Source organism: Pseudomonas sp. RC4D1 (assembly GCF_018390395.1).
Lineage (GTDB): Bacteria > Pseudomonadota > Gammaproteobacteria > Pseudomonadales > Pseudomonadaceae > Aquipseudomonas > Aquipseudomonas danubii.
The window spans coordinates 962,023-982,871 of sequence record NZ_JAHBAW010000002.1 but is presented as its reverse complement, the minus strand read 5'-3'; the positions used below and the strand labels follow the sequence as shown (position 1 = coordinate 982,871).

At 64.7% G+C, this 20,849-nt stretch carries 6 protein-coding genes; 2 read left to right on the top strand and 4 right to left on the bottom strand.

Annotated elements, in window-relative coordinates; all coding sequences use genetic code 11:
* Together KHO49_RS20085 and KHO49_RS20080 are read left to right on the top strand one after the other, a co-directional pair.
* The gene (locus tag KHO49_RS20085; protein WP_213665710.1) at nt 1-3,072 is read left to right on the top strand and encodes a non-ribosomal peptide synthetase; all 3,072 of its coding nucleotides are present in this window, start codon (nt 1-3) and stop codon (nt 3,070-3,072) included.
* On the top strand, nt 3,072-13,634 hold the full coding sequence (locus KHO49_RS20080; protein ID WP_213665709.1) for a non-ribosomal peptide synthetase: 10,563 nt from the start codon (nt 3,072-3,074) through the stop codon (nt 13,632-13,634). The genes KHO49_RS20085 and KHO49_RS20080 overlap by 1 nt, the downstream gene beginning before the upstream one ends.
* Nucleotides 13,635-14,310: 676 nt before the next feature.
* Here the strand turns inward: KHO49_RS20080 and KHO49_RS20075 are convergent.
* The 4 genes from KHO49_RS20075 to pvdO form a co-directional block, all read right to left on the bottom strand.
* Nucleotides 14,311-16,788, bottom strand: a complete 2,478-nt coding sequence (locus KHO49_RS20075) for a TonB-dependent siderophore receptor (protein ID WP_181433978.1) — start codon at nt 16,786-16,788, stop codon at nt 14,311-14,313.
* A 113-nt stretch (nt 16,789-16,901) separates the two neighbouring features.
* A complete protein-coding gene (locus tag KHO49_RS20070; RefSeq protein WP_213665708.1) occupies nt 16,902-18,557 on the bottom strand; it encodes a cyclic peptide export ABC transporter in 1,656 nt (551 codons plus the stop codon).
* A gap of 329 nt (nt 18,558-18,886) precedes the next feature.
* Nucleotides 18,887-19,906 carry a GNAT family N-acetyltransferase gene (locus KHO49_RS20065; RefSeq protein WP_102880143.1) on the bottom strand — a complete coding sequence of 340 codons (1,020 nt, stop codon included), beginning with the start codon at nt 19,904-19,906 and terminating at the stop codon, nt 18,887-18,889.
* Between the two features lie 32 nt (nt 19,907-19,938).
* The gene (pvdO, locus tag KHO49_RS20060) at nt 19,939-20,829 is read right to left on the bottom strand and encodes a dihydropyoverdine dehydrogenase (protein ID WP_213665707.1); all 891 of its coding nucleotides are present in this window, start codon (nt 20,827-20,829) and stop codon (nt 19,939-19,941) included.
* Between the last annotated feature and the right edge of the window lie 20 nt (nt 20,830-20,849).

Here is a 20,849-nt window from a genome sequence, read left to right as displayed (position 1 = left end):
ATGACCGACTTTTCCCCAGCAGAGACGTTTCAGATTTCGGCCCAGCAGGCCGCGATTCTTTCCCAGCAGCAGTACCTGGGCCAGCCGCTGGCGGCGCAGGCGCTCCTGTCCTTCGACGCGCCGCCCGAGCGTGCTGTGCTGGAGGCCGCACTGAACGAGGTGTGCCAGCGCCACGAAATCCTGCGCACCCGCTACCGGCAGGTGCCCGGCTTCAAGCAACCGGTGCAGGAAATCACCCCCCAGGTGCGCCTGCGCCTGTCGCTGGAAACGGGGCGCAGCCTGCAACAGGCCCGTGCCGAGGATCGCCTGGCCCTGACCGAGGTGCCCCTGGTGGCCTCGCTGCTGGATCGCCAGTTGCTGGTCAGCGTGGCCCTGGCCAGCTGTGACCGCCAGTCTTTGGCATTGCTGATGACCGAACTGCAGCAACTGTGCGCGGGAGGGCAGTTGCCAGCGTTCGACAGCCTGCAGTACGCCGATTACGCGGCCTGGCAGAGCGAGCTGGGGGAGGAGGCGATCGGTCGCGAAGGCCTGCAGTTCTGGCGCACTCTGTATGCCGGACAGCAGCCGGGCGTGCGCCTGCCGTTCGAGCGCCGCCTGGACTTTACGCCGCAGTTGCAGGAATGCCGCCTGGACACCGATCTGGCACCGGCATTGCGCCAATTGGCCAGTGCGGCCGAGCTGAGTGTCGAGGACAGCCTGTTGTTCCTCTGGGCCGGTTTCCTCGCCGGGCTGAGCCAGCAGGACTCGCTGTTGGTGGCGCTGACCGTGGACGGTCGCAGCGACCAGTTGCAGCAGACCCTGGGCCATTTCAGCCGGCGCCTGCCCGTGGCCGTCACGTTGCAGCCCCAAGCCACCTTGCAGGACAACCTGCAGGCGTTCCGTCATCAGCTGGACCTGAGCCGCTCCTGGCAGGATTGCCTGAACGAGCTGGAAGCGTTCGGCGCCGAGCAACCCCGTCCCCTGGACCTGGGTTGCTCCTACAGCGAAGGCGCCGAGGTGCAGGAGCTGTTCCTCGATCAGGCGTGCTTCGAGAAGTTGCACCTGCAGGCCCGGGCCGAGGCCGACCAGCTGTCGCTGCAACTGAGCTGGCAGCCCCATCTGCTGCCCGACGGCTTGCCAGCCGCCTGGCTCGAACAATTCGCCCAGTGGCTCAAAGCGGCCGCTGCGGACAGCAGTCTCAGCCTTGAGCAATTGCCGTTGGTCAGCGCTGATCAGGCGCAGCGCCTGTTGCAGGATTTCGATCGCAGCACGGACCTGAGCGCCGCCGATGCACCACTGCTGCACCAGCTGTTCGAAGAGGCGGCCCGGGCCTTTCCCGAGCGTGCCGCGATCCATGTCGATGGCCGGGAAATCACTTACGCCGAGCTCGACCGTCAGGCCAATCAGCTGGCCCACACCTTGCGCCAGCAAGGGGTTGCCAGCGATGCCATCGTCGGGGTCTATGGGGCGCGTTCCATCGAAATCGTGGTGGCCCTGCTGGGGATTCTCAAGGCCGGTGGCGCCTACCTGCCGCTGGACCCGGCCTATCCCAGCGAGCGCCTGTCCTTCATGCTCGAGGACGCAGCGGTGCGCTGCCTGATCAGCCTGCAACCCTTGCACCCGGACATCGTCTTGCCGGCCGAGCTGCCCCAGATCAGCCTGGACCCGCAGCTGTTGAGCGGCAGCGCCCAAGCGCTGCCGAGCCGCAGCACAGGCGATAACCTGGCGTACGTCATCTACACCTCGGGCTCCACCGGCAAACCCAAGGGCGTGATGGTGTCCCACACCAATGCCAGCACCTCGACCCTGGCCCGCGGCGCGTTCTACCAGGCGCCCCTGGACCGTTTCCTGATGCTGTCCTCGTTCTCCTTCGACAGCTCCGTGGCGGGGATCTTCTGGACCCTGAGCCAGGGCGCGACCTTGTACCTGCCCAGCGAAGAGCAGCACAAGGACCCGCAGCAGGTCGCCGAACTCATCGACGCGCAGCGGATTTCCCACTTCCTGGCCCTGCCATCGTTCTATGCGCAAATCCTCGAAGCCCTGCAGCAGCCATCACTGCGCTGTGTGATCGTGGCCGGCGAAGCCTGTCCGGTGGAGCTGGCCCTGCGGCACCGGGAACGGCTGCCCGAGACCTTGCTGGTCAATGAATACGGCCCTTCGGAAAGTGCGGTCTGGTGTTCGGCCTTCGCGGTGGAGCAGCCGCCTGTGGATGAGCGGGTGGCCATCGGTGGCGCTATCGCCGGTACGCGCCTGCGGGTGCTGGATGAAGAAGCCGAACTGGCCGGTATCGGTCGCGAGGGCGAGTTGTTCATCGGCGGTCCGGGCCTGGCCCGTGGCTACCTCAAGCGTCCGGCCCTGACCGCCAGTCGCTTCCTCCCGGACCCGTTCGCCAGCACCCCCGGCGCGCGCCTGTATCGCACCGGGGATCGGGTCAGCAGCTTGCCCCAGGGCACGCTGGACTACCTCGGCCGGATTGACTTCCAGCTGAAGATCCGTGGCTTTCGCATTGAGCTGGGCGAGATCGAGAGCCTGCTCGGGCAAGCTGCCAATGTGCGCGAAGCCGCTGTCGTGGCCCGGGACACGGCGGCCGGCAAACAGTTGGTGGCCTATGTGGTGCTGGCCCAGGTCGACGACCGCGAGGCCCAGGAGCAGGCCCTGCTGGCCCAGCTGCGCGAGCAGTTGCCCGAGTACATGGTGCCGTCGTTCCTCAGTGTCCTGGAGCGTTTCCCCCTGACCCCCAACGGCAAGCTGGACCGGAATGCCCTGAGCGCCCTGGAGTTGCAAGGCAGCGCCTATGTGGCGCCGCGCAACGAGCTGGAGGCCACCCTGGCCGCCATCTGGCAAGAGGCGCTGCAACTGGAGCGGGTCGGTGTGCATGACAACTTCTTTGCCCTGGGCGGCCACTCGCTGCTGGCCACGCGCATTCGCTCCAAGGTGCAAAGCGAGCTCAACCTGTCCTTGCCACTGCGTGTGTTCTTCGAGGGCGAAACGGTGGAGCTGCTGGCCCGACAGGTCGAGCTGCATCGTGATTCCGGGGTGACAGGGGACAAGGTCGATGCCTTGGAAGCCCTGTTTGCGGAGGCCCAGGAGTGATGAATCCGTTACCCGAGCGCATGCTGGCGCTGTCCAAGCGGTTCGCCGCGTTCAGCCCCCAGGAGCGTAGCGCCTTGCAGCGCAAGATGATCGAGCAGGGGCTGTCCCTGGACCTGTTGCCGATCCCTGGGCGCAGCGAGGACCAGACGCTGATGTGCGCGTCCTATGCCCAGCAGCGCCTGTGGTTTCTCTGGCAACTGGAGCCGACCTCCAGCGCCTACAACCAATTGGCGGTGCTGCGCTTGCAGGGCGACCTGCAGGACGCCGATCTGCAACGCAGTATCCAGTACCTGATCGACCGCCATGAAGTGCTGCGCAGCACCTTCAGCCTGCACGGCCAGCAAGTGATGCAGGTGATTCATCCGCAGCGCGAATTCCTCCTGCAGCGCCTGGATTACAGCCACCTTGAGGACGCCGGCCCACAGGTGGCCGAACAGGTGGCGGAGCAGGGCGAACGCCCCTTCGACCTGGAGCACGACCTGCTGTTGCGGGCGACCCTGATCAAGCTCGGGCCCCAGGAACATGTGCTGCTGTTCTGTACCCATCACATCATCAGTGATGCCTGGTCGCTGCCGATCCTGGTGGGCGAGGTGACCAGCGCCTATGAGCACTGGCGCCAATACCAGCGCGCGCCGGACCTGGCGCCGCTGGCGGTGCAGTACGCCGACTTCGCCGTTTGGCAGCGCCTGTGGCTGGAAGCCGGTGAAGCCGAGCGGCAGTTGCAGTACTGGCGCGAGCGCCTGGGCAGCGAACCCTTGACCCTGGAACTGCCTCTGGACCGGCCGCGCCCGCCGGTGCGCAGTGCCCGGGGCGGGCGCCACGCCATGGTCTTCGATCAGGACCTGGACCGCGGTGTGCGCGAACTGGCCGCGAGTACCGGTTGCACCCTGTTCATGGTGCTGCTGGCGTCCCTGCAGGTGCTGCTGCAGCGCTACAGCGGTGCCCGCAGCATTCGCGTGGGCACGCCGGTGGCCAACCGCACGCGGGCCGAAGTCGAGGGGCTGATCGGCTTTTTCGTCAACACCCAGGTGCTGCAGGCCGAGATCGACCCGCAGCAGTCATTCAGTGCCTTGCTGGCCCAGGTCAAGACCCGGGTGCTGGAGGCCCAGGCGCATCAGGACCTGCCGTTCGAGCAACTGGTCGATGCCCTGCAGCCTGAGCGCAGCTTGAACCAGAGCCCATTGTTCCAGGTGCTCTACAACCACCTGGCGGGGGACAATGAAGGCGCGCGGGTGGAGATTCCCGGGCTGAAGATCGAGGCCCTGGCCAGCGACAGCGAATCCGTGCGCTTCGACCTGACCTTCAACACTCATGAAGAAGGCGGGCGCCTGCAGGGGGCGCTGGTCTACGCCAGCGACCTGTTCGACCCGCAGACCATCGAGCAGATGGCCCGGCATTGGCACAACCTGTTGCAGGCGGTGGTGCGCGAACCGCAGCGTCGCCTGGGCGAACTGCCCATGCTCGATGCTGCAGAGCGCACGCAGATACTGGAGCAGTGGAACCTCGGCAGCGCCTTTGAGCGTCCACCCCTGTCGGTACCGGCCTGTGTCGAGGCACATGCGCTGCGCAGCCCCGATGCGCCGGCCGTGGTCTGCGCCGGTCAGCAACTGACGTATCAACAGCTCAATACGCAGGCCAACCGCCTGGCGCGTCAGCTGCGCGAGCGCGGCGTGGGGCCGGATGTGCTGGTGGGCATTGCCGCGCAACGCTCGATCGAGATGATCGTGGGCCTGCTGGCGGTGCTCAAGGCCGGCGGCGCTTACGTGCCTCTGGACCCCGAATACCCCCAGGAACGCCTAAACGGCATGATCGAGGACAGCGGGATTACCCAGTTGCTGGCCCAACAGCAGCTGATCGAGCGTTTTGCCGATCTGCCCGGGCTCTGTATCGAGCCCCTTGAGGATTCGCCGGCACGCCAGGCCCTGAGTGGCGACAACCTCGAACCCCTGACGGCTCCCGGGCACCTGGCGTATGTGATCTTCACGTCCGGCTCCACGGGTCGGGCCAAGGGCGTGACCATCAGCCACGGCGCCCTGGCCAACTACGTGGCGGCCATTCATCAGCGTCTGCCGCTGGCGTCGGCCCGCAGCATGGCGCTGGTGTCCACGCCGGCGGCGGACCTTGGGCACACGGTGCTGTTCGGTGCCCTGTGCGGCGGCCAGGCGCTGCATGTGATCAGCGCCGACCTGGCGGTGGACGGTGCGGGCCTGGGCCAGTACCTGCAACAGCAACAGATCGATGTGCTGAAAATTGTCCCCTCGCACCTGGCGGCGCTGTTGGGTGACGACAATGGCGCGGTGCTGCCACGTCAGTGCCTGGTGCTGGGTGGCGAAGCCTGCCCGGTGAGCCTGGTTGAGCGCATACAACGCCTGGCGCCGCAGTGCCGGATCGTCAACCACTACGGGCCGACCGAAAGCACCGTGGGCGCCCTGACCCAGGCCGTGGAGGGCGACTGGTCCCAGGCCGCCTCGATTCCCCTGGGCCGGCCACTGACCAATGTCCGCGCCTATGTGCTGGACAGCGAAGGCCAGCCGGCTGCCGTCGGCAGCCTGGGCGAACTGTATCTGGCCGGTGCCGGACTGGCCCGTGATTACCATCGGCGTCCTGAGCTGACCGCTGCCAGCTTCATCCCCGATCCTTTCGACCCGCAGGGCGGTGCCCGTCTGTACCGTACCGGCGATCAGGTGCGCTACCGCCGCGACGGCAGCATCGAGTTCTGCGGGCGCATCGACCAGCAGATCAAGATTCGTGGCTTCCGGGTCGAGCCGGGAGAGATCCAGGCTTGCCTGCACAGTCATCCCTGGGTGCGCGAGTGTGCGGTACTGGCTCTGGATGGACCCCAGGGCAAGCAGTTGGTGGCCTATCTGGTGTGCCAGCCCGGGCTCGACCCGGATCAGTGCAAGGAAGGGCTCAAGCAGCACATGAATGCGCAGCTGTCGGCCCATCAGGTGCCCAGCCACCTGCTGTTGCTGCCGGCGCTGCCCCTGAGCCCCAACGGCAAGCTCGATCGCCAGGCTCTGCCGCGCCCTGAGCAGGGTCGTCCGCAGGACCTCTACCGTGCGGCACAGAACCCCGTGCAACAGACACTGGTGGATATCTGGCAGGAGGTCTTGAACCAGCCGCGGATCGGTATCAACGACAACTTCTTCGAACTGGGTGGCGACTCGATCATTGCCATCCAGATGGTCAGCCGGGCACGCCAGGCGGGCTTGCAGATTTCCTCCCGGGACGTGTTCCGCTGCCAGAGCATTCTTGAACTGGCAGCGGTGGCCAAGCAAGGCACGGCCTTGCTCATCGATCAGGGACCGGTGCGTGGCCCGATGCCGCTGACGCCGATCCAGCAGGTGTTTTTTGCCAGTGACATTCCCCAGCGCCAGCACTGGAACCAGTCGCTGCTGCTGACCCCACGCGAGCCGCTGCAGGTGCCGCTGCTGGAGCGCGCTCTGAACCAACTGCTGGTGCAGCACGATGCCTTGCGCCTGAGGTACCGGCAGCACGCCGGCCTCTGGCAGGCCGAACACCAGGAGCATCCCGAGCCGGTCAGCCTCTGGCGGCAGCGGGTGGCGGATGCCGCAGCGATTCAGGCACTGGGCCAACAGGCCCAGAGCAGTCTCGACCTGGAACAGGGACCGTTGTTGCGCGCGGTGCTGATGGACCTGGACGATGGCAGCCAGCGTTTGTTGCTGGTCATTCATCACCTGATGGTGGACGGCGTGTCCTGGCGGATTCTGCTGGAGGATCTGCAAAGCCTTTATCGGCAGTTGGCCGAGGGGGCGGCGCCGGTCCTGCCGTCCAAGACCAGTGCTTTCCAGGATTGGGCCGTGCACCTGCAAGACTGGGCGCAGCGCCTTGGGCACACCGACGAACTCGATTACTGGTGCCGGCAACTGGAGCAGGCGCCTCAGGGCCTGCCCCTGGACTATCCCGCCGGGGCGAACCTGGCGTGCCATGGCACGGCGATCAACGCCCGGCTGCCTCGGGAACTGACCAGCCAGCTGTTGCAGGAGGCCCCCAAGGCCTATCGCACACAGATCAACGATCTGTTGCTGGCCGCCCTGGCGCGGGTGATCTGCCGTTGGACCGGGCATTCGCAGATGCTGGTGCAGTTGGAAGGTCACGGGCGCGAGGAACTGTTTGCCGATGTCGACCTGTCGCGTTCGGTGGGCTGGTTCACCAGCCTCTATCCGCTGTGCCTGACGCCGGCGCAGTCACTCTCGGATTCGATCAAGGCGGTCAAGGAGGACTTGCGTCGGGTCCCGGCCAATGGCCTGGGTTATGGCGCGTTGCGTTACCTGGGGCAGGACGCGGTCCGCGAACGCCTGCAGGGGCTTGCGCAGCCGCGGATCACCTTCAACTACCTGGGGCAGTTCGACCAGAGCTTCGACTCGCAGTCACTTTTGGCTCCGGCGCCGGAAGCGGCCGGTGACGAACGTCACCACGAGGCGCCACTGAGCAATTGGTTGACGGTCAACAGCCAGGTCTATGGGGGCGAACTGTCCCTGAGCTGGAGCTTCAGCCATCAGTTGTTCAAGCCGCAGACGGTTCAGCGCCTGGCCGATGATTACCTGTTGGAACTGCAGGCACTGATCGAGCATTGCACCCTGGACACCTCGGCTGGTGTCTCGCCGTCGGACTTCCCCCTGGCCGGGTTGAACCAGGCTCAGCTGGATGCGCTGCCGGTGGCCCCACGAACCATCGTCGACCTGTATCCCTTGTCGCCGATGCAGCAGGGCATGCTGTTCCACACCCTCTACGAGCAGGCCAGCGACGATTACGTCAATCAGGTCCGGGTGTCGGTGCAGGGCTTGGACCCGCAGCGTTTCCGCCGGGCCTGGGAAGATGCCCTGCAGGCCCATGACATCCTGCGTACCTCTTTCCACTGGCAAGCGGAGCTGGAGCAACCGGTGCAGATTGTCCAGCGTCAGCTGGCGCTGCCGTTCCGGGTGCTCGACTGGTCGGCCGGGCAGGCCACCGAGCCGGCCCTTGAAGCTCTGGCCGGCGAAGAGCGCAGCCTGTGTGCGCATTTCGATCGTGCACCGCTGTTGCGCCTGTGCCTGGTACAGACCACGGCCCAGGACTACCAACTGATCTACACCAACCACCACATCCTGATGGATGGGTGGAGCAGTTCGCAGTTGATGAGCGAGGTCCTGCAACGCTACGCCGGGGTGGTGCCGCCACAGGCTCCGGGGCGTTATCGCGACTACATCCAGTGGCTGCAACGCCAGGACCTGAGCGCCTGTGAAAGTTTCTGGCGCGAGCAACTGGGGCGTTTGTCGACCCCGACCCGCCTGGCGGGCAGCATCGCCCTGGAGAACCCGGGCGCGGATGCCGGCCATGGCGAGTTCCACCATGATTGGACCCAGCCGTGGACCGAGCGCTTGGTGGCCTTCGCCCGGCAGCAGAAAATCACCGCCAACACCCTGTTGCAGGCGGCCTGGCTCCTGCTGTTGCAGCGCTATACCGGACAGAGCACCGTGGCCTTTGGCGCGACGGTGGCGGGGCGTCCTTCGGAGCTGCCGGGGATCGAGCAGCAGATCGGTCTGTTCATCAATACCTTGCCGGTGATCGCCACCCCCGATGCGCAGATGAGCGTGGCACAGTGGCTGCAACAGGTGCAGGCGCACAATCTGCAACTGCGCGAATACGAACATACGCCGCTCAACGATATCCAGCGCTGGGCCGGCAGCAGCGGTGAAGCGCTGTTCGATACCCTGCTGGTTTTCGACAACTACCCGGTGGCCCAGGCCCTGGAGCAGGAGGAGGCTTCCAGCGTGCGCTTCGGTGCCGTGCACAGTCGTGAACGCACCAACTATCCGTTGTCGGTGGCGGTGGCGCTGGAGCAGCGCCTGAGCATCAGCTACGGCTATGCCCGGGAGGCCTTCAGCGCGGCGGTGATCGAGCGCCTCAACGGCCATCTGCTGCACCTGCTGGCGCAGCTGATTGATAACCCCCAGTTGCAACTGGGCGCCATCGAGCTGCTGACCCCGGCCGAGACGGCGAGCCAATGCGTAGCGCCCGTCGCGCCGGGGATCGAGCCGGCGGTACACGAGAGCATCGGTGCCCTCGCACAACGCTGGCCGGAGCGTCAGGCGGTGCTGTTTGCCGGGCAGCGCTTCACTTACGGTGAACTGGATCGCCGGGCCAACCGCCTGGCCCATGAACTGGTGGCCCGCGGGGTCGGCCAGGAGGTCCGGGTCGGCGTGGCCCTGCCCCGGGGCGAGGGGCTGCTGGTGGCCTTGCTGGCGGTGCTCAAGGCCGGCGGTGCCTTCGTGCCGCTGGACCTGAGCTACCCAGCCGACCGCCTGGCCTACCTCATGGCGGATTCCGGCATGGCCCTGTTGCTCAGTGACAGCGAGTCGTTGCAGCGCCTGCCTTCGGCCGCCGGTCTGGCGGTGCTCGATCTGTCGCGCCTGGAGGTCGGGCAGCATTCGCTGACCGCGCCTGCGGTGACGGTGGCGCCAGAGAGCCTGGCGTATGTGATCTACACCTCGGGCTCCACCGGGCAGCCCAAGGGCGTGACCGTGGCCCATGGTCCGCTGGCGATGCACTGTCGCACCACCGGCGAACGCTATGGCATGACGCCCGATGACTGTGAACTGCACTTCCTGTCGTTTTCCTTCGACGGCGCCCATGAACGCTGGCTGACCGCCTTTGTCTGCGGTGCCAGCCTGCTGCTGCGTGACGACAGCCTGTGGACCCCGGAGCAGACCTGTGAAGCGATTCGCAGCCATGGCGTGACCATGGCCGGCTTCCCGCCGGCGTACCTGCATCAGTTGGCGGAGCATGTGCAGCGGGTCGGCAATCCGCCGCCCATGCGCCTCTACAGCTTTGGCGGCGATGCCATGCCTCAGGCCAGCTTCGAGCTGGTCCAGCAGGTGTTGCGTCCCCAGTACATGATCAACGGTTACGGGCCCACCGAAACCGTGGTCACGCCGCTGGTGTGGAAAACCGCTGCCGGTGAGCCTTGCAAGGCTGCTTATGCGCCCATCGGCCATTGCGTCGGCGAGCGCAGCGCCTATGTCCTGGATGCCGATCTCAATCCCTTGCCAGTGGGGGTCGCCGGAGAGCTGTACATCGGCGGCAATGGCTTGGCGCGAGGCTACCTGAAGCGTTTCGCCCAGACCGCCGAGCGCTTTGTTCCCGATCCCTACAGCCCCTTGGGGGGACGCCTGTATCGCACCGGGGACGTGGTGCGCCAGGGCAGTGACGGGGTGTTCGAGTACCTGGGGCGTATCGACAACCAGGTGAAGATCCGCGGCTTCCGCATCGAGCTGGGTGAAATCGAAGCGCGGCTGATGGCCCATGAGCAGGTCAGCGAGGCGGTGGTTCTGGCCCAGGACACCGCCCATGGCCGGCGTCTGGTGGCTTATCTGGTGACGGCCGCGACCGCGCTTGAGGACGAGCAAGACCAGGAAAGGTTGCGTGAAACCCTGCGCCAGACGTTGAATGCCTGCCTGCCCGATTACATGGTGCCGTCCTATTGGCTGTTCCTCGAACGCTTGCCGCTGTCGCCCAATGGCAAGCTGGATCGCAAGGCGCTGCCCATGCCGGAAATGGCCCAGGCCAGCCACGCCTATGTGGCACCGCGCAGCGATCTGGAGAAGCGCCTTGCACAGATCTGGCAGGACGTGCTGAAGCTGGCGCAGGTCGGTCTGACCGACAACTTCTTTGAGCTGGGCGGGGACTCGATCATCTCCCTGCAGTTGGTCAGTCGAGCGCGTCAGGCCTCGATCCGCTTTACCCCCAAGGACCTGTTCGAGCAACAGACCATCGGAGGGCTGGCGGCGGTGGCGCAGTGCGGGGTGCAGGACGACATCGACCAGGGACCGGTGACCGGCGACATGCCGCTGCTGCCGATCCAGCGTCTGTTCTTTGCCGAGCCGATACCCCAGCGGCACCATTTCAATCAGTCGGTGCTGCTGATTCCGGCCACGCCCTTGAACCCGCTGGCCCTGAAGCAGGGCTTGCGGGCCTTGCTTGAGCATCACGACGGATTGCGTCTGCAGTTCCAGCAGGGGAGCGCAGGCTGGAGTGCCAGCCATGGTCCGCTGGATCAGTCCGGGCCCGGTCCGGACCTGTTGTGGCAGGCCGAAGCCGCCAACGCCGCCGAGCTGGAGCTACTCTGCGAGAAGGTCCAGTGCAGCCTCGACCTGCAGCGCGGGCCTTTGTTGCGGGCGCTGTTGGTGACCCTGGCGGACTCCACTCAGCGCTTGTTGCTGGTGGCCCATCACCTGGTGGTGGATGGCGTGTCCTGGCGGCTGCTGTTCGAAGACCTGCAAAGTGCCTACACCCAGGCGCTGGCCGGGCAAGCGGTGCAGTTGCCTGCCAAGAGCAGTTCTTATCAGGCCTTTGGCCGACGCCTGCAAGCGTATGCCCATGGGCCCGAGGCCCGGGCCGAACTGGCCTACTGGCACGCGCAACTTTCGGGTGCACAGGCATCGTTGCCTGGGGTTGAACCCGGCACCCAGGCCTTGAGCCGCGACGCCGGCAGCGTGCAGGTCCAGCTCGATGCCGCGACCACCCAACGCTTGCTGCAACGCGCTCCGGCCGCCTACCGGACCCAGGTCAACGACCTGTTGCTGGCGGCCCTGGCCCAGGTCATGGGGCAGTGGACCGGACAGCCTTCGACCCTGATCCAGCTGGAAGGCCACGGGCGTGAGCAACTCTTCGAGGACCTGGACCTGAGCCGCACCGTGGGCTGGTTCACCTCGGTGTTCCCGGTGCGCCTGAGCGCCGGGGATAGCGCCGAGTCTTCGATCAAGCGGATCAAGGAACAGCTGCGGGCGATCCCCAACAAGGGGATCGGCTACGGTGCCCTGCGTTACCTGGGGGATACCGCCAGTCGCGAGGCGTTGCAGGGGCTTGCCCAGCCTCGGGTCACCTTCAACTACCTGGGGCAGTTCGACGGCAGTTTCGATGATCCTCAGGCGCTGTTCATTCCGGCGCCCGAGGCCCATGGCGCGGATGCCAGTATCGATGCGCCCCTGGGCAACTGGCTGTCCATCAGCGGCAAGGTGTACGACGGTCAATTGCGCCTGGACTGGAGCTTCAGTCAGCGCATGTTCGACAGTGCGCAGATCGAGTCACTGGCCCAGGACTATGTCCAGGCGCTGCAGGCACTGGTGGAGCATTGCTGCCAGGCCCGCGGCGGCGTCACGCCATCGGACTTCCCGCTGGCGCGGCTGACTCAGGAACAGCTCGACGCCCTGACGCTGGTGCCGGCGCAGATCGAGGACATCTACCCATTGGCGCCGATGCAGCAGGCCTTGTTGCAGCATGAGTTGCAGGAGCATGAGGCGGGGGATTTCGTCAACCAGATGTGCATGGATGTGCAAGGCGTCGACCCGCAGCGACTGCGTCAGGCCTGGCAGCAGGCCATGGATACCCATGAGATCCTGCGCAGCCGTTTTGTCTGGGGCGGGTCCCTGGTGCAGCCGCTGCAGGTGGTCCACAAGCAGGTCGAGGTGCCGTTCCAGGAGCTCGACGGCACTGTGTTGAGCAGCGATGCGCTGGAGCGTCTGGCCCTGGCTGACCGGCTAAAGGGCTTCGACCTGGCCCAGGCGCCGTTGCTGCGTCTGCAGGCGATCAAGCTGGGGGAGGGACGCTACCGGCTGATCTGTACCAACCATCACATCCTGTTGGACGGCTGGAGCGGGTTCCAGTTGTTCAACGATGTGCTGGCGGCCTACACCGGGCAGGCCATCAGTCACCGACCGGCTGGCTACCATGACTACATTGCCTGGCTGCAGGCCCGTGACCAGCAGGCCGACGAACGCTTCTGGCGTGAACAGCTCAAGCCACTGAAGGTGCCGACCTTGCTCAGTGCTTGCGCGATGGCCCAGGGTGATCGGCAGCGGGGTGGGCATCGCCAGCATTACTTCGAATTCGACGAGGCCCAGACCGAGCAACTGACTCGTTTCGCCCGGCAGCAGAAGATCACCGCCAACACCCTGGTGCAGGCGGCCTGGCTGTTGCTCCTGCATGTGCATTGCGGTCAGTCGACGGTGGCCTGCGGCGCCACCATCGCCGGACGCCCGCCACAGCTCAAGGGCATTGAGCAGCAGTTGGGGCTGTACATCAACGATGTGCCGCTGGTGGCCCGTATCGAGCCAGAGCAGAGCGTGGGTGACTGGCTGCAAGCGCTGCAAGGACGCAACTTGCTGATGCGTGAGCATGGCTACAGTGCCTTGAGCGATATCGAACGCTGGGCCGGGTTGCCGGGCGGGGAGTTGAGCGACACGGTGATCGTGTTCGAGAACTATCCGGTCAGTGCGGCGTCGGCCGGTGGTGATGTCGGTGATTTGCGTCTGGAGAGCATGCACAGTTTCGAGCAGACCAGTTCGGCGTTGACCTTGTATGTCGAGCTCAAGGGGCAGTTGCAGTTCCACTATGACCATCGGCTTGAGGCCTTTAGCGAGGCGGCGGTGCAGGGGGTGAATCTGCAACTGGTGCAGTTGCTTGGGGTGTTGGCAGATGGTTCGCCGGCGCGCTCGCTGGCGCAGGTGTTGGCGCAGCTGGGTGGGACTCGGTCTCAGCGGGAGGTGCGGGTGGGGGCTTAGGTATAGGACATTGGAGTGAAGGGCGGGAGGGCAGGTGACTGTTCTCCCGTTTTTTTTGGATGGGGGAAATCTGGTGGTGGTTGGGCTTTTGCGGCGGGGGTTGGAGTGCAGATCCATTGCTGCGGGGGTGCTGGCTGGCGGTTAGGGGGCTTATCCATTGCTGCGGGTGCGGCGGCTGGCGGTTTTGCCCTTACGGCGAGTCACTTTGGGGCCCCAAAGTAACCAAAGGGCTTTGCCCCTCCACTCGGTGCCTCGCCTAGGCTCGGCATGCCCGAACTCCGGCATTGATCCGTGGGCCGCCGCCACCGGCCATCCTTGGCCGGGTGGCGGCTAACCCGGCATCCCTGCCGGGTTACCCACGGCTCAATGCCTGCGTTCGGCCATCGTGGTTAACGGGGCGTTCAGATCAAGATCAAGAGCGTGACGGCGGCCTGCCGGCCGGCCTGAAGCTAAGGGTGGGGTGCGTTTGTGTAGGAGCTGGCTTGCCAGCGAAGGCGTCCGCCCAGGCGACGCATGACTTGCGGGCCTCTTCGCCGGCAAGCCGGCTCCTACGAAAATCCAATACCAATGCGTATGCCGAAGACTGAGGGCGAGACATCAGGTCGATGCTGGCGCCTCGGGCAAAAAAAATCCCCGCACCGGTGACCGGGGCGGGGAGGGGTTCAACCAAGGGGAATCAGAAGCTGTATTTGACGTTGAACATGACGTTGCGCGGGTCGCCGTAGTAGACCGAGTTGTAGGTGCCGATACCGCTGTAGTAGTTGCGGTCGAAGACGTTGTTCAGGTTGACCGTGGCCTTGAGGTTCTGGTTGAAGTCGTAGCTGCTCATCAGGCCCACCACGGCGTAGCTGGCACGGGTGAATTTGTGGCTGGGCAGTTGGTTGTAGGCGGCATCGACGAAGCTGTTGTCGACGAAGGAGGTCGAGCTCTGCCATTGCATGTTGCCGCCTACGGTGACTTTGTTCAGTTCGGCAGGCAGGCGATAGGTGGTGGCTACCTTGAACAAGTGCTGTGGCTGGGTGGTGGCCACGCGCTTGTTCTTGGCGTCGTAGGATTCCTGGTAGACGTAGCCGGCGTTGACGTTCCAGTCCGGCAGCACTTCACCGGCCATTTCCAGTTCGATGCCGTTGGTGGTGGCGCCCTTGATCGCGCGCATGGCCTCGAAGCCGTCAACGCCCATGACGCCGGTATTCTCGCCCAGGTTGTCCTGCTTGAGCTGGAACAGCGCCAGGCTGGCGTTCAGGCGACGGTCGAAGTATTCACCCTTGACCCCCACTTCGTAGCTCTGCCCGGTGAGCGGCTCCAGGGACTTGCCGCTGACGTCCAGGCTGTAGGGCTGTGGCTTGAAGATGTCGGTGTAGCTGGCGTAGACCGTGTGGTAGTCGTCCAGGTCATAGGTGATGCCGGCATAGGGAATGACTTCCCCGGAGTTGGTGGTGGAGATGCGCGGCAGTTGGCGCAGGGCGTTGACCCGATCGATCTGCCAGTCGTAGTCGGTGACCCGGGCACCGAGTATGAAGTTCAGGGCGTCGGTGGGTTTGAGGATCACCGCTGCGTAGGAGACTTTCTGGGTGCTCTTGATGTCGAAGGTCGACCACCAGGCCCAGTCGGTCGGGTAGGGCATGCTGTTGTTCCAGTTCAGCACGTCGTCGATGACTCCAGTGGTGGTGCCGTCGATACGCTTGGAGCGGGTGGTGGCGTGGGAATAGTTGTAGCCCAGCACCAGTTCGTGGGTGCGCCCAAACAGCGCGAACGGACCCTTGGCGTAGGCATCGAAGGATTTCTCGTCGCTGTTGGAGCCGAAGTTGGCCACGCCGCCCGGCGGCAGGTAGCCATAGTCCTGGCTGTTGTCGAGGTTGACGTGCTCGCTGGACATGCCGGCGATGATTTCCCGCGAGGTGTACTTGCGTGTGTTGACCGTCGCCTTGAAGGTCCAGTCGTTGTCGAACTGGTGATCGAGGCCGACAAAGGCGTGCTGGGTTTCCTGGTTGCGGTAGGCGAACTTGTCCGCCGGGTTGGTGGAACGGGAGAACTTGATCCGATTACCGTTCTTGTAGAACACCGGCAAGCTGGTGTTGGTCGTGGCGTCGTTGTTGTTGTTCTGGAAGTCGTAGCCGACGCTGAGGGTGGTGGCGTCGCTCAGGTCGCCTTCGAGAATGCCGTAGAAGACATTCTGTTCACCTTTCTGATAGTCGATGAAGCTGTTGCGCTTGCCGGTGCCGGCCACCATCCGTCCGCGTATCGCACCGCCTTCCACCAGCGGGCCGGAAACGTCCACTTCGCTGGTGTAGCGGTCCCAGGAACCGGCGCCAGCGGCGACGTGGCCCTGGAATTCCCGGGTGGGGCGCTTGCGCACCATGTTGATCACCCCGGACGGATAGCCGATGCCGTTGACCAGGCCGGTGGCGCCCTTGAGCACTTCGATGCGGTCGTAGATCAGGGTGTTGCCGATGCTGTAGTTGTCGCGGATGTTGCCGCCGTCGGTGCCCAGGCTGGGAATGCCGTCGTACTGGAAGTTCTGGATTTCAAAGCCCCGCGAGTAATACACGTAGCCTTCGGAGCTCTCGCGGTTGACCGTGATCCCGGGGGTCTGCTGCATGACGTGCGCCAGTTCGGTCAACCCTTGGTCATCCATCTGCTGGCGGGTGATGACGCTCACCGACTGCGGCGTTTCACGCAGGGACAGGTCCATGCGCGTGGCCGAGTTGCTTTGCCCGGTGGTGTAGGAACCAGTCCCCTCAGTGGTGCTCCCCAGCCCCTGAGTGGAAATGTTCATGGTCCCCAGCTCCACAGCCCCACTGCTTTGCACCAGGGTCACGGTGTTGCCTTGGCGCTGATAACTCACCCCGGTCCCGCGCAGCAGTTGCGACAGGGCCTGGTCGGGCTGCAAGGCGCCCTTGATCGCCGTGCTGCGCTTGCCCTGGACGCTGTCCTGGTTGTAGAGCACTTGCAGGTCGGCTTGCTGGCCGAATGTCTGCAAGGCGCTGCCCAGTGACTGTGCAGGAATATCGAAATTGGCTTGCTGGGCCTGTACCTGGGCGGCACAGGGCAGCGCCAATACGGCCCCAAGCAGATAGGGACGCAAGCTCGGCCGCAGCGCATGGCGCATGAGCAGGGCTGTTTTCAGGGGGGTGAGTCCAAGAGGTGCTGGCATGTTCATTTGCTCTTATTAAGCGGCAATGGGAATTCGTTTTAAATGTGAATGTTTCTCAAACTTGTTATGAGACGTTCGACTTCCCGAAAACCGGAAAGCCGAGACGAAAAAAATCAAGCCGGTTCGAGTTCGCAACTGACCTTGCCCGCTTCCATGCGCACCAACTGGTCGGCAATGTCGAAATAGCGATCGTCGTGGGAGATGACGATGATGGTCTTGCCCAGGCGTTTGAGGTCCGGCAGCAGCTCGGTGTAGAAAATGCGCCGGAAGGTCGGGTCCTGGTCGGCGGCCCATTCGTCGAACACCAGCACCGGGCGTTCTTCGATCCAGGCGTTGACCAGCGCCAGTCGCTTGCGTTGCCCGGTGGACAGGTCGGTGGTGGTGAAGGCCCCGTCGCGGATGCTCACCTTGTGCCCGATCTCCAGGCGGCGCAGATACTGTTCGGCCTCTTCGGGCAGTTGTTCGCCACCCTGGACCAGGTCATCGAACAGGTAGTAGTCGGCAAAGATGGTGGTGAACAGTTGTCGATAGTCGTCGCGGGTCTCGGCGGTGACAGGGCGGCCGTTGAGGCGGATCTCGCCTTCCTGGGGTCGGTACAGGCCCAGTAGCAGCTTGATCAGGGTGGTCTTGCCGCAGCCGTTCTCGCCAACGATGAAGACGATGTCGCCCTGCTTGATCCGCAGGTTCACCGGGCCCAGGGCAAAGGGCGCGCTGCCTTCGACGGCCGGGAAGGCGTAGCGCACATCGTGCAGTTCCAGGCTGTGCACAGTCTGGGCTTGGCTCGCGGTTTCACTGAGCAGCAGGTGCGGTTCGGGGGAGGAGAAGCGCTCGGACAGTTCGGCGATGCGGCGGAAGGCCACCTGGGCGCGGCTGACAATCGGCAGGTTGCCGATCAGCAACTCCAGGGGGCCCTTCATGTACAGCAGCACCAGGACGAAACCGCTCATCACTGCGCGGTCGTTGTTGGGCCAGAAGGACTGCAGGGCCAGGGCCAGGCCGATGACCACGAAAAACAGCATGGAGCCGAAGGTCTTGGCGACGATGAAAATGTTCACCGACTCGATCTGTTTGTTGCAGATGTGCTCGGCGCTGTGCTTGATCCGCTGGTTGAACATGCGGTTGCGGCGCGGCCGGTGGATGCGCAGTTCCTTGGCGCCGTCGGCAATGGCGTTGTAGTGCTTTTGCAGGTTGTCCTCTTCATCCCGGGCGTCCATGAAGCCCTTGATGCCCTTGGTCTGCGCGACAAACTGCACGCTGCAGCCAATCACGATGGCCACCAGCATCAGCAGGAACATCGGCCATGAGAGCAGGGCCAGGTAACCCAGGCAGCCCAGGGTCACGGTCAGGGAAATGGCCAGTGGCGCAAAGGCGAAGGCGAAGTCGCTGATGGTGTCGATGTCGTGGGTCAGTACCGGGATCAGGCGATGGCTGCGATAGCGTTCGATCTGCTCGATGGGCGCGCTGAGGACTTTTTCCCCCAGGTCTTTGCGCAGCTTGCTGATGATGTGCTGGCCGACGTAGTTGCTGCCGATGTCCGACAGAATCGAACACAGCAGCGCCAGCAGGCACAGCCCGGCGAAGGTCAGGACCACGCCGCGACTGAGGCCGTCGGCGCCGTTCAGGGCCTGGTTGATGGTCGCCAACAGGACGGTGATGCTCAGGCCGCCGATGATGCCCAGCACGATCGATACGGCCACGGTGGGCCAGAAAGGTTTGAGCAGGCCCAGCAGGTCACGGATGGCGCTGCGGCTACGCGGAGGGCTGTTCATGATGACTCCTGGTTCAAGCACGGATAAGGGCGGGTGAGAGGCGGTTTGCGTTGGGGCATGGGGGCCGGGGTGCAGCCGTCGGGTTCATCTGGTGCGCTTCCTCTGGAATGGATCGAGATACGGGCAAGGGGCCGGGGTGCACAGCGCGACGCGGCGTGCAGTGCCGTGCGCTTCAATGCCGGGCTTGAGGAGGCTGTCGCGTTCGGGACGGGGCTTGACTCAAGACCGTTGCAGAGAAGACGAAGTGGCGCTGGGGGGATTTAGCGCAGGCCTGGCGTCGCGCCGTGCGTCGGTCGCTGCAGGGAGGCTGCAGCGACCGCTGGATCAGCTCAAAGTGGTCGATCGAAGAAGAACTCGCGCTCCAGGCGCAGCAGGGCGGCTTTCTTGTGGGCCAGTTGAATGTCCTTCAAGTGACCGAAGCCCTGGGACTTGAGGAAGTCGATCTGCCGGTCATGGTCGATGCGCGGTTCGCCAAGGATGCGCTGGGTGCGTGGATCATCCAGGAACATGTAGTGCATCAGCGAATTGAACCAGCCCTTGAGCTTGCCGATGCCCTGGTGCTTGTTCTCGCCCACCACCACGTGCCAGCCGCGGTCGTGGTCCTGCACGTCGTAGTAGGGGGCGATGCGGTCTTCCTTGCACCAGTAGACTTCGAAGTAGGCGAAAGGCTCGTCGTCGTAGCAGCCGATCAACGGATGGACCCGCGGGTCGGCGAGCATGTCTTGCAGATAGGCGGCGTGCTCGTCGAGGCTGCCGGCCTGCTCCCAGAAGAACGCCACCTGCTCCAGGTTCATCCAGCGATTGAAGGCTTGCAGGTCACGGTCCGGATCGATGGTGCGCAGGCTGAACTCGGTGTTGAGCCCCGGCAGTCGACGGCGGTACACCTCGCCCTGGGGCAGTGGCGGGCGTTGTGGGTGACGTTTCTCGCCGCTGAACTGGTAGAAGGGCGCGGTGTGGGCGCTGGCCGGAGCGCTGAGCCAGGGCAGCGGGTGCTGCCAGAAGGTGCTGCGTCGGCACTGTAGCTCCACCTGGTGGGCATCGGCGGCGAGCAAGGTGTCAAAGACCCCCTGGCGGATGGCTGACACGGCAAAGTCGCGGCTGGCACGCAGGCGAACCCGCACCTGGGCGGACTTTTTCTTGTAGCAGAAATGCCCGCCGAGCAAGGCCAGCAGTGCGCTGGCCGGGTAGTTGGGGGCAATCTCGCCGGCGATCTCGATCAGTTCGCCATCGCTGCGAAAGGTCAGTGCCGCGAAGCCCTCGGTGTGCAGGCTGCCCTGGTTCTCTTCGGCGTCATGCACGCTGGCGGTGGAACCGTCGCTCAGCGACAGGGTGAACAAAGCTGCTTTCATGGTGTGTCTCCGTCAGTCGATGAGGGGGAAGGTCAAAGGTCGCGGGCAACCCGGAACCCCAGCCAGTCACCACGATCGGTGGGGTAGATGTTGTTGCGGTTGCCTGAGCGGGAAAAAATCGGCGCTTCGGTCCAATCGTTGCCGCGCATCTGCAGGACGCTGCAGTTGGGCTCGGTCCAGGCGCTGCCGTCGGTGGGGGCGCCGACATAGTTTTCATGCCAGCAGTCGGGGGTGAACTCGTAGACATTGCCGTGCATGTCGTAGACGCCGAAGGCGTTGGCGGGGAAGGAGCCGGCTGGTGAGGTGAAGCTGAAGCCGTCTTCCGGGCCGTAGGTGTTGGCGTACTTGGCGATGCTGTACTCCTTGCCCTCGTCGAAAGGGAAGGGGAAGGGGCCGGTACTGCCGGCGCGGGCCGCGTATTCGCGCATGGCTTCGCTGACGATGAAGTAGTGCTGGCCGGTGCGCTTGGACAGCCAGGCGGTGTAGGCCTGGGCTTCGTTGAAGTCCATGCATACCGCCGGTTGGCGCGGACCGACTTCGTAGCGGGGTTTGCCGGCCTTGCATTCGCGGCCAGGGCGCGTGTCGCCGTCGGGCATCTGGTAGCCGGTTTCCTTCAGGTAGGTCGCCCATTCGCCGGCCAGGACCTGGAAGCGTCCGATGGCGAATGGCTTGGCGAAGGTCACTTCATGCATCGGACCTTCGTCCTCCTGGCGGCCGACCTCGTCAGCGGGGGTGCCCATGGTGAAGGTGCCGGCGGGCAGCACCACCATTTCCGGACAGTCCTTGCAGTCCTTGAACACCTTGCCCGGCTGGGGCGAGGCGGCGGCCTGGGCGGCGGTCGGCAGGAACAGGCTCAACAGCAGGGCCAGGGAGAGACTGGCCAGGGGCGGGCGGAGGGCGGTGCTCAGTGAATGCTGTTTCATCATGACTCTCTTTTTAAAAG

What these genes read in the sequence shown, in the direction of transcription:
- KHO49_RS20065 (WP_102880143.1), bottom strand. Translation starts at nt 19,906, where the DNA reads ATGAAAGCAGCTTTGTTCACCCTGTCGCTGAGCGACGGTTCCACCGCC.
- KHO49_RS20080 (WP_213665709.1), top strand. Translation starts at nt 3,072, where the DNA reads ATGAATCCGTTACCCGAGCGCATGCTGGCGCTGTCCAAGCGGTTCGCC.
- KHO49_RS20075 (WP_181433978.1), bottom strand. Translation starts at nt 16,788, where the DNA reads ATGCCAGCACCTCTTGGACTCACCCCCCTGAAAACAGCCCTGCTCATG.
- pvdO (WP_213665707.1), bottom strand. Translation starts at nt 20,829, where the DNA reads ATGAAACAGCATTCACTGAGCACCGCCCTCCGCCCGCCCCTGGCCAGT.
- KHO49_RS20070 (WP_213665708.1), bottom strand. Translation starts at nt 18,557, where the DNA reads ATGAACAGCCCTCCGCGTAGCCGCAGCGCCATCCGTGACCTGCTGGGC.
- KHO49_RS20085 (WP_213665710.1), top strand. Translation starts at nt 1, where the DNA reads ATGACCGACTTTTCCCCAGCAGAGACGTTTCAGATTTCGGCCCAGCAG.